The sequence below is a fragment of the Rhizobium skierniewicense genome (assembly GCF_014196515.1).
GTDB classification, from domain to species: Bacteria; Pseudomonadota; Alphaproteobacteria; order Rhizobiales; family Rhizobiaceae; genus Agrobacterium; species Agrobacterium skierniewicense.
Genome location: NZ_JACIDV010000001.1, coordinates 111,492 through 125,454, shown reverse-complemented (window position 1 = coordinate 125,454; position 13,963 = coordinate 111,492). Strand labels below are relative to the sequence as shown.

At 54.1% G+C, this 13,963-nt stretch carries 12 protein-coding genes and 1 pseudogene; 6 read left to right on the top strand and 7 right to left on the bottom strand.

Annotated elements, in window-relative coordinates; genetic code table 11:
- Positions 1-26: 26 nt before the first annotated feature.
- From GGQ73_RS00545 to GGQ73_RS22855, 4 genes and pseudogenes are all read right to left on the bottom strand, one after another.
- Positions 27-692: a class I SAM-dependent methyltransferase gene (locus GGQ73_RS00545; protein ID WP_183893115.1), complete on the bottom strand. Its 666-nt coding sequence runs from the start codon at positions 690-692 to the stop codon at positions 27-29.
- Positions 693-789: 97 nt separating this feature from the next.
- Complete coding sequence (locus GGQ73_RS00540) at positions 790-2,034, bottom strand: glycosyl hydrolase (protein ID WP_183893114.1); 1,245 nt, start codon at positions 2,032-2,034, stop codon at positions 790-792.
- 19 nt (positions 2,035-2,053) lie between these two features.
- The gene (locus GGQ73_RS00535; RefSeq protein WP_183893112.1) at positions 2,054-4,069 is read right to left on the bottom strand and encodes a glycosyltransferase family 2 protein; all 2,016 of its coding nucleotides are present in this window, start codon (positions 4,067-4,069) and stop codon (positions 2,054-2,056) included.
- A gap of 760 nt (positions 4,070-4,829) precedes the next feature.
- Positions 4,830-5,294 (bottom strand): annotated as a pseudogene (locus GGQ73_RS22855) (ABC transporter ATP-binding protein); the annotation flags it as partial.
- Positions 5,295-5,522: 228 nt separating this feature from the next.
- Here GGQ73_RS22855 and GGQ73_RS00525 point away from each other — a divergent pair.
- The 5 genes from GGQ73_RS00525 to GGQ73_RS00505 all read left to right on the top strand — a co-directional run bounded on the left by GGQ73_RS00525 (position 5,523) and on the right by GGQ73_RS00505 (position 10,581).
- Positions 5,523-5,705, top strand: coding sequence for a hypothetical protein (locus GGQ73_RS00525; RefSeq protein ID WP_183893110.1), 183 nt, complete (start codon positions 5,523-5,525; stop codon positions 5,703-5,705).
- 226 nt (positions 5,706-5,931) lie between these two features.
- Positions 5,932-8,115: a TonB-dependent siderophore receptor gene (locus GGQ73_RS00520; protein WP_183893751.1), complete on the top strand. Its 2,184-nt coding sequence runs from the start codon at positions 5,932-5,934 to the stop codon at positions 8,113-8,115.
- Positions 8,116-8,239: 124 nt separating this feature from the next.
- Positions 8,240-9,121 (top strand): helix-turn-helix transcriptional regulator, encoded by an 882-nt coding sequence (locus GGQ73_RS00515; RefSeq protein WP_183893108.1) that lies wholly within the window; start codon positions 8,240-8,242, stop codon positions 9,119-9,121.
- Positions 9,122-9,367: 246 nt separating this feature from the next.
- Positions 9,368-9,643 (top strand): BON domain-containing protein, encoded by a 276-nt coding sequence (locus tag GGQ73_RS00510; RefSeq protein WP_174155341.1) that lies wholly within the window; start codon positions 9,368-9,370, stop codon positions 9,641-9,643.
- Between the two features lie 302 nt (positions 9,644-9,945).
- The gene (locus GGQ73_RS00505; RefSeq protein ID WP_174155342.1) at positions 9,946-10,581 is read left to right on the top strand and encodes an outer membrane protein; all 636 of its coding nucleotides are present in this window, start codon (positions 9,946-9,948) and stop codon (positions 10,579-10,581) included.
- Between the two features lie 72 nt (positions 10,582-10,653).
- Here the strand turns inward: GGQ73_RS00505 and GGQ73_RS00500 are convergent, their stop codons facing one another.
- The 3 genes from GGQ73_RS00500 to GGQ73_RS00490 all read right to left on the bottom strand — a co-directional run bounded on the left by GGQ73_RS00500 (position 10,654) and on the right by GGQ73_RS00490 (position 12,454).
- Entirely contained in the window at positions 10,654-11,025 is a 372-nt protein-coding gene (locus GGQ73_RS00500; RefSeq protein WP_183893106.1) for an ArsR/SmtB family transcription factor, read from the bottom strand.
- Positions 11,026-11,268: 243 nt separating this feature from the next.
- A complete protein-coding gene (locus GGQ73_RS00495) occupies positions 11,269-11,529 on the bottom strand; it encodes a hypothetical protein (RefSeq protein ID WP_183893104.1) in 261 nt (86 codons plus the stop codon).
- A 13-nt stretch (positions 11,530-11,542) separates the two neighbouring features.
- The gene (locus GGQ73_RS00490; protein WP_183893749.1) at positions 11,543-12,454 is read right to left on the bottom strand and encodes a helix-turn-helix domain-containing protein; all 912 of its coding nucleotides are present in this window, start codon (positions 12,452-12,454) and stop codon (positions 11,543-11,545) included.
- 497 nt (positions 12,455-12,951) lie between these two features.
- On the opposite strand from GGQ73_RS00490, the gene GGQ73_RS00485 reads away from it, so the two are divergent.
- Positions 12,952-13,956: a sugar ABC transporter substrate-binding protein gene (locus GGQ73_RS00485; protein WP_183893102.1), complete on the top strand. Its 1,005-nt coding sequence runs from the start codon at positions 12,952-12,954 to the stop codon at positions 13,954-13,956.
- Positions 13,957-13,963 lie beyond the last annotated feature (7 nt).

Genomic DNA, 13,963 nt, shown 5'->3' with positions numbered 1-13,963 from the left:
TTTACAATACTATAAAATATATGAATTCATTTGGTTTTGATGATGATCGATTTTGGATTTATAGTTTCGACTGGACATTGACGCGACGTTGCGAATTTGTCGACGGCTGCGACGACGCTGGGCCATTCGTCACAATAATCATCGATCACCATGGTGCCGTGAGGTCTCAGTATAGGCCAGTATCTCTCCAGATCATCCGTTACCGATTTTTCGTCATGACCACCATCGATGTGTATCAGATCCACAGTTATCGACAGTTCTGACATAATTTCTGCCGCGTTTGATGAGGTTTGTTGAAGCGGCAGGATATAGTCTTGCATGCCGGCGTGGGCAACATTGCTCAAGAACTGCCAGTAAAGCTGCGGAGAGCCGTGTCGGATGCGCAGATCTTTTCTAAAGTCACCGAATTGGTGCGGAATCCAGTGTTCCGAACTCCCCAGGAACGTATCTACCGCGATGACGACGCCGTCTACCGCCTGTTCTCTGAGACGTCTGGCCAAGGCCAGAGTTGATCCGCCCTTCCAGACGCCAACATCAATGATCGTCTTCGGCGCGCTGCGCTCGAATGCCCTGTCAAAGGCGAGACTATCGCTATTCCACCCCTGCAGGTCCTCATCATACTGCGGCGTGTAACCTTGAAACGGATCTTCCGAATGTATCATAGATGTTATACGATCGCGTTCGGCTGTCATTCACTGTTTCCTTAGACTTGGGTTGTGGCGGTTCCGCCATATTCATGAATTGATTGAGGTGACGCTGGCGCACGTGATGCTCGCCTCTCGTCCATTTCTATGCGCTCAGGGCAAGCTTTGGTTGCCACTCTGTCACGACAGTACGGGGAGCTGCCGTCAGGTGAAATCCGTCCGAAAAGCGGGCCTCGAATGGCTCCTCGCCAAGATTGAACACGTGGTAGCTGCGCGCTCCCTCTTGTTCGAAGACCGCATAGAATGGTGCGTTGCAGCTGACGTCCTCTACCGGGCGGCCAATGGCAGCAAATGTTTCGATCCATAACCGAACGGTTGTCGGATGCAGCGACCATTCGGTCAGCGCCTTGTCGGGCAAGGGTTCCACCAGTTTTGCGGCCCTTGCGGGGTCGGTAAGCGCCTGCGCCATAGCGATCAAGCCGCCCCATCGTGGACCGGCCCGCTGCCAGTCTTCATAAATACTGTCCAGAACAGCCTGCAGGTTTGGATTGCCGGAAAGGTAGGTCGAGCTTGCCTGGATCGGCAGAAGATTGACTCCCAATGCTTCAGTTGGGCGTACATCAAACCAGGATCTGCAACTTCCACCGCTCCCCCATAACATGCCCACAAAAGGCTGGCGGAAGTTATCGGGAAAGCTGTCTTCCCAGCGATTGAACCAATAGTCGAGAGTCGCTTCGCATTCCGCGGTGTAGAGCATGATCCCCAGATCACGGACAGCTGGTTCTTCGATCAGCCCTCCAAGCAGCGCAAGCGCAGCTGCGAAATTGATGGATTCGCTTGAAGGTTCGGCATTGAGACCTTGTGAATAGGCTCCATTTCCGTTGCCCCATGAATGACCTGCATAGGAATCAAAGCAGCGGAGAAACGGAAACCTTTCGCTCTCGCGATCGAAATTGGCGACGTCGGCGGCGATTTCCAGCAAGCCATTCTTGATATCGGGTCGATTGATCCACTCACGGTCAACAAGACCGACGGCAACAGCGGCACGGAGAAAATATCCATAATAATAGACGTGGTCGTTCATCTGTTCGGCGACACCGTGCACTTGGCATGGTACAAAGAGCAACGTCGCCCATTCTGGGTCGTAATAGAATCCGATGTCGTCACCCTCTGCCAGGTACGCCTCGGTTTTGGTCTTGATTAAATCGAGGCATCTTTGCATCACGTCGTTATGGCCAAACTGTCGCGCGGTGTTGGCCATATCCGCCAATCGCACGAGCGCCTTACCTGCCCAATATCCATCATCGACAGATGCACCCTCCAGAGGGCGCTGCCACAGTGCCGCTTCGTCCAGGCTTGCAAAAGACTGATCGATTGTCGGCTGGAGCATGTCAGAAACATCGGCGTCTTCAGGCAGATAGGGAAGGAACCCCCCGCTTTTGCATGGTAACCGAAAATTCGCTGGCATTGACGAGAGTCATCGCTCCACGCGGTGAACGATAGCGACCAAGCGAGACGAGATCGCTCGTGCGGCGCCACTGGTGCGGCATAAGGGTTTGCATCAGATTGTCGGCCAACAAGCAGTGCTCATTGTGCATTGTAAAGTGCATATCAACGCGATTTTGGTCATGATCGACCGTCCAGCGAAAGGCTCCCCCGACCGGCTTTCTTGTTCCCTGGGCGATGAACTGTTCCAGCGCCGCGTCGCCATCGTCTGGAAGGAGGTGGACGGCAATCGCCAGTCCGTCCGAGACATCCTCTACAGCCATCAGTTTGGTGTCCAACACCTGTAAATGACAGTTGCTGTAGCAGATCAGATACCGCGCACCATCAACCGACGCGATAACGCTGTTGCGATCGGGCATGGCCTCAAAACTGGCGTCGTCTTCGAAGGCGATTTCCAGATCAGAACGTCCTTGAACCCAAAAGTGTACGGAGGGGCACCCCTGAATGGCGCGCATGTGGAGTTCGCCGTCACGTCCCGACCATGAAACGTCTACGGTGCGGTCCGAATAACCCTCGACACCGAAGTGCCAGTCGGACAGTTTGTCCTTGGAGCGAATGGTAAGATCATGCCGGAACGGCAGTTCAAATGTTCGATTGTCGGGACTAACCTGTGTTTCACGCGGATAGCCCACCTTCATCCCGTCTGGAACCGCCTGAAACGATAGGGGAGCAGCATACATGTACTCGCAGAATCGCTCATCGTCCGCCTGCCACAACATGGGTGTCCACCACTTGTGCGTGATTGGCAAGTCTTGCATCCGCGCCGTCGCGCGGGGCGTTGCCGGTCGCAAGCGGCCGTCGGTCTGCTGGGTCGCAGGAACCGGGCGGAGCTGATTTTCCTCGTCCTGCCAGATATAGTCCTGCACCGTATCCAGGGAGACGAGATAATTACCCGATACAGCCCGGAGCTCATTTGACTTTCCGCTTGAGAACGTCTGCTGCGCGTACAGAATCCTCAATTCCTCTGCAACAATACCCTGTTTGTCCTGAAGCGCATGATTGAGAATTTCCGCGGCATCGTTGGCATCCATCCCCTGTTGAACGCGGCGAAAAAGGTGTGCCTCCAATGTCCTGTGCTTTTCGCAGAAGTGATTGAGATTGATGTTTGCCTGACGCATGCGGTCGGCCTTGGCGTCCCGCAATCCCACATCGCCCAGGCGATGGATCTGATGGTAGTTCAGCGCGTCGTTGGTGAACTTGATGTGATAACCTTGGTTCACGAGTCCCAAGCAGAAGTCGACGTCCTCCACGCCCCATCCCTTGTACGCCTCATCGAAAAATACGGGCTCGCCCTGGTTCCGTCTGAATGACAGGTTGGCGGTCGTTCCCCACATCCAAGGCATCAATTGAGCGGATGCTGTTTGCGCGCCCGGTTGGTTGTCTATTTCGTCACCAATTACGTATCGCTTCCTGAAGGCCTCAAAATCATGAACAACGGTGTCAGCGCTGACGAGCGGCTCCCATTTATCGCCCAGCATGTAAGGCAACGCGAAGCCGGTAGAGGTCCTTATGGTTTCGAAATCGTTGGGGGTCATGGGCAGAAAATTGCGCCAAATCGTCAAGGCGCGCTTTTTCCAGCCGACACACACCGCGAGTGGATCATGTTGTAAAGCGTCGACATGCTGGGCAATGAAGTCAGGTGCCGCGATGCGATCATCATCACAGAATATGATGATGTCGCCGGTGGCTTTTTTCAGTCCGGCGTTGCGGGCCCTAGCGCGACCTTCGCATTTTTGAACACAGGCATGGATTGGAAGTTTCTTCTCATAGTGCCGAATGACGTCGCCAGTACCATCGCTCGATCCGTCGTCTACCACGATAATCTCGTCAGGCGCTCTCGTTTGGGCGAGGAATGACGACAAAGTCAGATCGAGATATTCCGCCTTGTTATGGGTCGGCACGATCACGGATATTTTCAACTTCAATCTCCTTGTATCTGAGGCAATGCGCGTGCATACATGGGGCCGTTCCTCTTGGCCGAGATGCGGTGATATCCTGACGATCATCAAAGCTGGCGTGATCACACCGACCGGCATTGACGCGATGGCGTGGGCCATTTGCACCGTTGGTTGCGAACGCTTTTTCTCGCGCCGTTACCTCAGGGTTGCCGGATGAGGGAAATCGCATTGCCTTCGTCAAAGACATCTGCCATTGCAAATCTTACGGATAATAAGTGCTTGTTTGGTAATAGAAATTATATAAAATCATTGAGATCCGAGGTCTATTCGGGGATCAGCTGTGAGAGAAACACCATCGCCTCAGCTCTATGCTCATGCGGTTCGATGCCCATGCGGTGAACCTGAAGACCACCAAAGCGTCACGCCCATCGCACCCGGTAGGATTTGGTTGCCATTACGCGGGCCAAAAACGCAGCTCACACACACAAACCAGCACGGCACAACGCAAAAATCTTGCGCGAGATCAGCATTTGCACTCGCCAATGTTCGATGGAAGACAAAATCATAAGAAAACCTGAATATAGCTTGTTTCAAAAATTACTTTAAGTTGTATGTATTTTTATATATCCCAAATGATTGCATTGATGCAAGTGAGCAGCACAAAAAAATTCGTTCTTTTGCAACAAACGTTCCCGACCTTCATCCCATGGAAAAGGCCTGACCGGACCGTTCCCTTGATCAGGTTTTCACCCGGCGTCTGTGTCTCTCCAGACCTATCCGGTCGCTCGGGCCGCATGGAAACGGTCACGGCGTCTCCCACGCCGGCACCCTTGCCTGCTGCCCTAAGCAGGGAGCCGTCGGGCATTTTCAGCAGGTAACCGGCCGGTTCGACCTCCAGAACCGAGCAGGTGAGCATATTGTTATCGCCAATGAAATTGGCAACGAAGCGGTTTTCCGGTGCCTCATAGAGCGTCACCGGGTCGGAAATCTGCTGGATGCGGCCCTCGTGAAAGATGGCGATCCGGTCGGACATTGTCAGCGCCTCCGACTGGTCGTGGGTGACGTAGACCATCGTGATGCCGAGCCGCTTCTGGATCTGCTTGATCTCGATCTGCATATGCTCGCGCGGTTGCTTGTCCAGAGCCCCGAGCGGTTCGTCCATCAAGATGAGCTTGGGATCGAATACCATGGCCCGGGCAAGGGCGACGCGCTGCTGCTGTCCACCCGATAACTGTTGCGGTTTGCGATCTGCGAGGCCGTTTAGGTGTGAGCTTTCATTAGGTTGTCCATTCGGAGCGGATCTAGGAGACTGGAGTTACCACACCTCACTATTCCGGCATGGCTCCGAATAGACAACCTAATGAAAGCTCACATCTAGCGTCCCCTCCTCCCCACACACGGTCAACAGGAAGCGTGTCATTCATCCTGGCCGAGGCAGGCCTCATGACCCGTCACGAAACCTTGCGTCAGCTGGGTGTGTCGCGACGCCGAGCGCAATGCGCGCGATATCCTGCAGATCACCTCGGCGCGCAAGGCAGATGACGGTCCATCAAAAGCGCTCCTGCAACAGAAAAATCTGGCCATCGAGATGGACCGACGCGTCAATGCGGCGCTATTGCCCATGGAACAGCATATTGGGAAACCTGTGGGTATCTGATGCCTGACACAGGCTGTGCAGCTTTCGCGTCGGCAACCACCACGTTGTTTGTTCGCAACAGGCCCTAACAAAACCCGGGACAAGGCCAAGAAGCTTCAAGCGCTACCCGTTTCGGACAAGCATGAGAGCTTAAACTTGATGTAGATGCTCATCTTAGTTTAAGGGTGGTGGCTCGTCTGGGGACCGGACCGTGCTGCCTGGGTATTTGGGGCATAACTTGAAAAAAATGAACCACGCCATCGTCTCCCGTCTGTTGATGGGAACAGCGCTGTTTGCAGCGATCATCCCGCTCGACGCTCGTGCGCAGAACGCCACGAATGGCACCGTGCTCGAGCCGATTGTCGTCCAGGGACAGGGAGGCGATAGCGCGACAGGGCCTGTGGATGGTTATGTCGCCAAAAAGACGGGCACAGGATCCAAAACCGACACGCCGGTGAAAGATATACCCCAGTCTGTTTCGGTCGTCGGACGGCAGGAAATGGACGACCGTGGTGCCGTCACCAAGATCGACGAGGTTCTTCGCTATACGCCGGGCGTCAACACCGAACCCTTTGGTGTGGATGCCGATACGGACTGGTTTTATATTCGCGGTTTTGACGCCACGCAAACAGGTGTCTTTCTCGATGGTCTCAATCTCTTCGCGTACGGCTTTGGCGGTTTCCAGATCGACGCCTACGGGTTGGAGCGCGTCGAAGTGCTCAAGGGTCCAGCATCTGTGCTGTATGGTGGCGCAAACCCCGGGGGCATCGTTCAATTGGTTAGCAAGCGACCACAGGACGAACCTATTCGCGAAACCGAAATTGGCATCAATAATTTCGGCAACGCGTTTCTCGGCTTTGATCTCGGCGATAAGGTCGATGAAGACGGTATCTGGACGTATCGCGTCACGGGTAAAGTCTCCGGCGGCGATAATTACTCCGATTACTCGGAGGACCTGCGCGGTTTCGTGATGCCGCAAATCACCTTCGAGCCGGACGCCCAGACCAGCGCGACAGTTTACGGTTACCTCTCTGCGCTGGACCAAGTGCATGTTGGTAATGGGTTCCTGCCCTACGTCGGTACGGTTGTCGATGCGCCATACGGCAAGATAGACCGTGATGCCTTTTTCGGTGAGCCCGATATCGACAACGGTCGCGTCTACCAGACAATGTTGGGATACGAGTTCAAGCACGAGCTGGAAAACGGCATAGAGTTTCGTCAGAACGCGCGCTACGGCCATCTGTATAAGCACGAAGTCGGTCCTTACCCGTTCGGATATGAGGGGTTTGGTGCTCCGTTAGCGCCTGATTATAATCTGTATCGCATCGGTTTTGAGGGCACCTCGAAGCTAGACTCCTTCAACGTCGACAATCGGTTGACCGGTGAGTTCGACACAGGTCCCGCTGATCATCAAATTCTGGCTGGCCTGGATTACAAATTCTATCGTCTGAGCAACGCTCAGAAATTCCCCGACTTCCGAACACCGACGTCGCCGATCAGCGCAAACAATCCTGTCTATGGTCTGCCCCAGTCTGAGAACATCCTTCAGACTGACGAACTGGTGACGCAACAGCAAATCGGTCTTTATGTTCAAGACCAAATCCGGTTTGGAAACGGGTGGCTGGCCACCCTCAATGGACGGTACGATTATGTTGACACCGATCTTAAAAGCGCAATTGCTACGAACCCGTCCAGGCGTTCGCACGATCAGTCGCTGAGTGGCCGTGCTGGACTTGCGTATGAGTTTGCGAACGGGCTGACGCCGTATGTGTCTGCCGCGACCTTCTTCAATCCTTTGATTGCGAGGCTCGCAGATGGACGGACTGCCGAGCCGGAGGAAGGTTATCAGTTCGAAGGTGGCATTAAATATGAGCCCGCTTTCTTCGACGGGTCATTGACCGCGTCCGTCTTCAAACTCGTGAAGCAGAAAGCCGTCGTATCCTATACCGACCTGGTGCTGGGCCCGATCAGCGGACAATATGGAGAAGTGGAATCTCAAGGCGTTGAACTGGAAGCGAAGGCCAATCTCAATGAGAATTGGAAAATGCTGGCCTCCTATTCCTACACCGATATCGAAGTGACGCGGGATGCAAATCCGAACTTCATCGGCAAGTCACCTTGGGTCGTGCCCAATCAAACGGCGTCTCTGTGGCTGGACTACGCCTTTACCAATGAAGGTCTTGAGGGCCTGAGCGCAGGCGCGGGCGTGCGGTATCAGGGCCGGTCCTTCGCGGATCAGCTAAACGAGTTCAAGGTCCCATCCGCAGCGGTGGTCGATGCAGCCATCCGATATGAGAAGAACGATTGGACCGCCTCGATCAACGTCGCCAACCTGTTCGACAAGGACTATGTCAAAGGTTGCCAGGGCGTGAGTGTTTGCGGGTATGGTGACCAGAGAACCATCACCTTCAAGCTGTCCAAGAAGTGGTAGCATAGGTTAAAACGGTGCACTTCCTGTGTTTGAGAGGTCATTGCGGCTCCTGAGGCTTTGGTATAAACATGATCATTAGTTTCATGTTTTTGGTGCTGTTGCGCCTCGCTTCCGGATATTTGGGATGGCCTTTCGACCCCGCATGGACAATGAGATCAGTGGCTTTTCCGTTATCGGAGGGCCGCGGTCGCGCGCTTGGAATGGTGTCGTCGCCGATCTGTGGGATGTCGCATGCGCGCCAAACGCCGGCGGACACTATGTCGGTAAAGATCCGCGCTTCGTCTTTATGCTGGATATGCGTGGAAACGAAGATAGCCGTTTTCTGATCGATGAACGTCAGCGTCAAACGAAAATGCTGACGGATGTCGAGCGCATTTCCTTTGTACCAGCGGATGTCGATATCTGGGCGCAATTGTCTGGTGTGCAGTTCGTTCGCCATCTCGACCTTCATTTTGACGCTGCAGCCCTGAGCAAACGACTAATGCAGGATCTCGACGGCGATGCGTTGCTCAATCCGCGTCTGATGTTTCATGATGAGCGTCTGCTGTCGTTGGCGAGCCTGATTGCCGCCGAGTGCGATAATCCCGACCCGTTGCACAATCTCTATGGCGAAAGCCTTGTTCTGGCGCTTCTTACGGATTTTCTCAAAGTTCGGCATCAGACACAGAAAAAGCGCAGCAAGTTGGCGGCATGGCAGTTAAGAGCCTCGACCGATTATATTCGCGAATATTGCTTGCGTGCCATCCGTCTGGAGGAGCTGGCCCAACTGACGCACCTGTCGCAATCGCATTTCAGTCATGCGTTCAAGGCGTCCACCGGCCTGCCGCCACATCAATGGCAGATGCAGGCCAGATTGGAGCGCGTAAAGACATTGCTTGTCGAAACAGACATGCCCTTGACGCAGATTGCAATGACGACAGGGTTTTCAGATCAAGCCCATTTTTCCCGTGTTTTTCGCAAAGTCGTCGGTGTATCGCCGTCGGTATGGCGGCGACATCGAAAATGAACGCAGAGCATCAGGTCGTTCCGGCAGGCATTGGAAGATCACGGTAAAAATATCCGGGTCATCCTGAACAGTCTTGTTCCAGCAACATCGCGCTCGCGTGGGAGCACTCAGAAAGTGCGTTGGAACGGCTTTTTTCCACGCGCGGTAGCTTTCTTGCGAAACTGAGAAAATTCGACATGGCGAATGGAACATGAACCTTAAATGACTACTTATTCATCGTATGTTCATGTTCGGATGGAGCAAACCATGTTTTTAAGCAGTGCGTATGACAGCAATAGCTTCAGTTTCGGGTTTGGCAGCAGCTGCGTTGCGCGCTGTGCGGCAATCGAGGCTGAGCTTCGCTATCTCCCGAACTATTCCGGCCGCGAAATTTCGGTTCAGTCAGAGGGGCAGTGCGTCCTCGTGACCGGTATTGTCGAGACCGAACGCGATTTTTACCGCACGCTCAACATCGCAAACGACATCGCTGGCGCCGACAAAGTGATCCTTCGCCTTAGCCTGGATCGTGGCATGCGCGCCTAATAAACATTTTTGTGGCGTCCGAAAGCAGACATGTGGTCCCCCACATCGTCTGCTTTTTTTCGTTCGGACACCACGTTTCATAGTCGCCATCCGTCGATACCAGTTGGACGCTGCGCTTGTTAACTATTTGTTATCTATACGATTAAAGTTTTAGTCAATTTTGAATGAATTGGGGCAACTGACCTTATCTTGGTGACATTATTGGGCGAGACCACAAACAGACGGGCGATAACGATGTTTCGTCCAGAAATTCAATAATCCCTTCGAGCCCACTCGCGGGACCATGGTGTGGAGTAAAGTTTATGTCGAAAGCCCTAAAATACCTGACAGCCGTTTCATTTGTTTGCCTTGCGGCGTCTTCAGCATTGTCGGCGGACCTCACGACCTCCTATGAGGCACCTCCCGCTTACAACGACGCACCAGCCAGCACATCCTGGACAGGCGCTTATGTTGGTGGTCACCTCGGTGCCGCCATGCCGCACATCAACCCCTTCAGAAACGGCAAGGGCCTGGCAGTCGGCGCACAGGCCGGTTATGATTACGATCTCGGTTCCGTCGTTGTTGGTGGCGAAGTCGAAGCGACGCATCTGGGTGACGCTGAAATGAAAGTACCCGATGGTGCCCTCAAGGAGCGCTGGCGTGCTGCTGCAAAAGCGAAAGCCGGCTACAAGGTCGAAGACAGCACACTGGTCTACGGTACCGCCGGTCTGACGGTCACCAGCCTGCGGGATGGCAATGGCGTAACCGGTCCAGACGGAATGAAGGAAGGCTATCTGCTGGGCGCGGGTGCAGAACATCGCTTCACACCCCAGGTTTCCGCAAAGGTCGAATACAACTACGTTGCAACGGATGACGTTCGCACATTTTCCAACGGTGTTGCATCCCACACAGATTTGAGCGACCACGTCGTCAAGGGCGGCGTCAACTATCGCTTCTAAGATTGTCGACAGGGCGGCGTGAGACCACGTCGCCCCGTCAAATGACGCTGCAGATGGACGGAAAATGAGATATCAGACGGACGCTGCCGACAATTGTCTCTGGGTGCCGCCGGTTGACGACGCTTTTTCAAATAGCATGAGTCCGAACGGCAAGCCGAATATGTCCTGCACCACTCCCAGAAGGCGGTCGGCGCGATCGCCTTTACAGGAATAGTAGATGGTCTGTGCGTCGCGTCTCGTGTCAACCAGCTTTGCACTGCGCAGCTTCGCCAGATGCTGGGAAAGCGCGGACTGGCTCAAGCCCACTTGCTCTGCCAAGGACCCTACTGACGTTTCTTGTTTGCTGAGAACACTCAAGATGACAAGGCGCTTCGCATTTGCGACCGCAGATAGCAGTTTCGCCGCCTGGATTGCGACTTTCTCCGTGGAAAGCAATGTAGGCATCAGTACCTCCAAGAGAAGTGCAGATGATTTCTGCCTTCGGGGTCAATAATTTCAGCTGGAAACGTAGGCGACCTTTGAATTCAGTCGTAGACGCTGCCAACCATTAAGTGACACTTTGTCATCATCGACACTTTCCTGCAATAGAGGCCGCTAGTCATTTGTAAAATATCGGGTAAGTATAAGAAAACTCTTGTCCTTCTTTTCAGTTCGCTGGGTGTGCCCGGATCGTCAAAAACACAGGAATCAACGCGTAGCGTGATGAGCGACTTCGGACTTTAACGGAAACTTCTCCGGTGAGGGGTGATCGGAGTGCCATACGATTTCCGCAAGAATCTCACATCCATCCCGCCCCTCGCCAACCGGCGCAATCAGGCGCTCCATGGTGACCGCCGAATAGTCGCGTTCTGACGTGCCGATGTCCTCACGCTCGACCGTGCTGTCGCGGGCGATATGATATCCACGTCCTTGCCAACCGCGCCCAGCGAATAGGAAAAATAGCAGCAAGCCAGACCGGTGTTCAGCCAGAGTCCGGCATCACGCTGCGTTGCTGCATTCGACGCCATGCAGCAGGCGTTTCTCCGGCAACCTGACGAAAGGTCTTGGTAAGGTGGGCCTGATCCGAGAACCCCAGCTGGGCTGCAATAGCCGCAACGCTGAGCGTGCTTTCGGCCAACAGGCTTTGAGCAACCCCGATGCGCTTTCCCAGTTGCCACTGAATGGGCGTCTTGCCGGTCGTTTGTTTAAACACGTTGGCGAACCAGCTTTCCGACAAGCCAACCGTTTCAGCCATCTCGCTGATTGTCATGCGATAATCGGCGCGTTGGTTGACGACCGCGATCAGCTTGTTCATCTGTGCCTGCGTCAACCGGGCGTTTGTGTTTTCAACATCGTCTTCGGTCATATCAAGCAGACCTGCGATGATACTGCCAACCAGACTTTCGGCGTAGATGGCATGCTTGGACGGGTTCGCCACTTCGCTGACCAGAAGACTTGCAAGGGCCTCAATGGCGCCCGCATCCTGTATCTCCACAGGTCGCTGCAACGCCGACCTCGCCACGGATTGTCCAACCGATGGCGCCAGATACCGCATGACCTTGTCTTTGTGCAGATGAATGTCGAGATGGGAGAAGCGGTGGAAGGCCGTGAACGTCGTCCACAGGGGAACACCGGCCGGGACGTATATTGCCTGTTTCATAGGGCGAAAACGCCCAGGAGCGCTACCGTCACAGTTCGTCATGTGAATATGTGACGAGACATCATTGAAGAAGATGACGATACGCGGATCGGGCGACAGATAATACCCCGATGCCCCAGCCATGCCCTCGGCATCCCAAAACACACTCACAAACCCATCAAGCGCGCGCCATTTGGCAGGCCCGACGGCCCGGATGCCGTCCGTAAAGGATGTCATGGAATGGAGATACGCCACTGCCAAAAGCCTGTTTCATACGTTCGATGAGCACATCCAGTCGGCGCTAAACGACCCGGATCATCGCGCAATTCTCGGTCACCATGAACTAATGGTTATTATGATTAGCTTTATCATGTTTTCCCAATATGGCAAGTTTCGAGCGCGTTACCAAAGAAGAGGCACATAAAACGACTGCCGCCAGCATTCCTATCGAATGACGGTGGAGAACATCGATTGTTCCTGCGGGTTTCAAACGTCAACCCACCAAACCCTGCGTACGACTATCTCGCGACCGATAGCGGCGGTCATTTTCGTTTCCAATGCCGTGTAACGGAATTGTCGCTGGCAGAGATGTGTCTGGAGCAGGAGTTTAACAGTTCAGGTCGCCCCAGGGCGACTTACCTTCGAAACTGTTCGAGAATTTTCACCCAGCTTCCCGCTTTTGGAAAATTCTGCCTGTCAGTCGGAAATAGTTGATCTTAATTATGGATTATATCAATTAATAAGGGTGTGCCATGACGAGCGATTTTATCTCCGGTTTAAACCGTCGTAGTCTTCTCAAACTCACAACAGTCGCTGGTGTCGCAGCAGGTGTCGGAATGACACTGAGAACGGGCGCACTTGCCGATGATGGGCTTTCTTTGAGGGGAAAACGTATCGGCATCAGTGCGACGGGTACCGATCACTTTTTTGACCTGCAGGCCTATAACGCCCAGATCGATGAGGTGAAGACGCTGGGAGGCGAGCCCATCGCCGTCGACGCCGGGCGAAATGATGGCAAGCTTGTTTCACAGTTGCAGACGTTGATTGCGCAAAAGCCTGACGCAATCGTGCAGTTGCTGGGCACGTTGAGCGTGATCGACCCCTGGCTGAAAAGGGCCCGGGACGCGGGCATTCCCGTGTTTACCATCGATGTCAGTTCCACCAACTCGCTGAACAACTCGACATCGGATAATTGGGGGATCGGTAAAGATCTGGCGCTGCAACTCGTCTCCGATATTGGCGGCGAAGGCAATATCGTCGTCTTTAACGGATTCTATGGCGTGACGCCCTGCGCGATCCGTTATGACCAGCTTGTCAACGTCACCAAGTATTTCCCAAAGGTCAAAATTCTTCAACCGGAACTGCGCGACGTCATACCCAACACGGTGCAGGACGCGTTTACGCAGATCACCGCCATCTTGAACAAGTATCCTGAAGAGGGCTCCATCAAGGCTATCTGGTCTGCCTGGGATATCCCGCAGTTGGGTGCAACACAGGCCCTGACTGCTGCAGGTCGGACGGAAATCAAGACCTACGGGGTGGATGGCAGCCCCGAAGTTCTGCAACTGGTCGCGGACCCCAACTCGCCAGCGGCTGCCGATGTCGCCCAGCAACCGGCTGAACTCGGCAGGATAGCGATCCGAAATGTAGCGCGTCATCTGGCGGGGCAGCCTGTTGCCCATGAGACCTATGTGCCGGCCCTGCTCGCCAACAAGGCGAATGTCGCCGAGGTCACAAAGAAGCTTGGCATCGGTTAACGGTGAT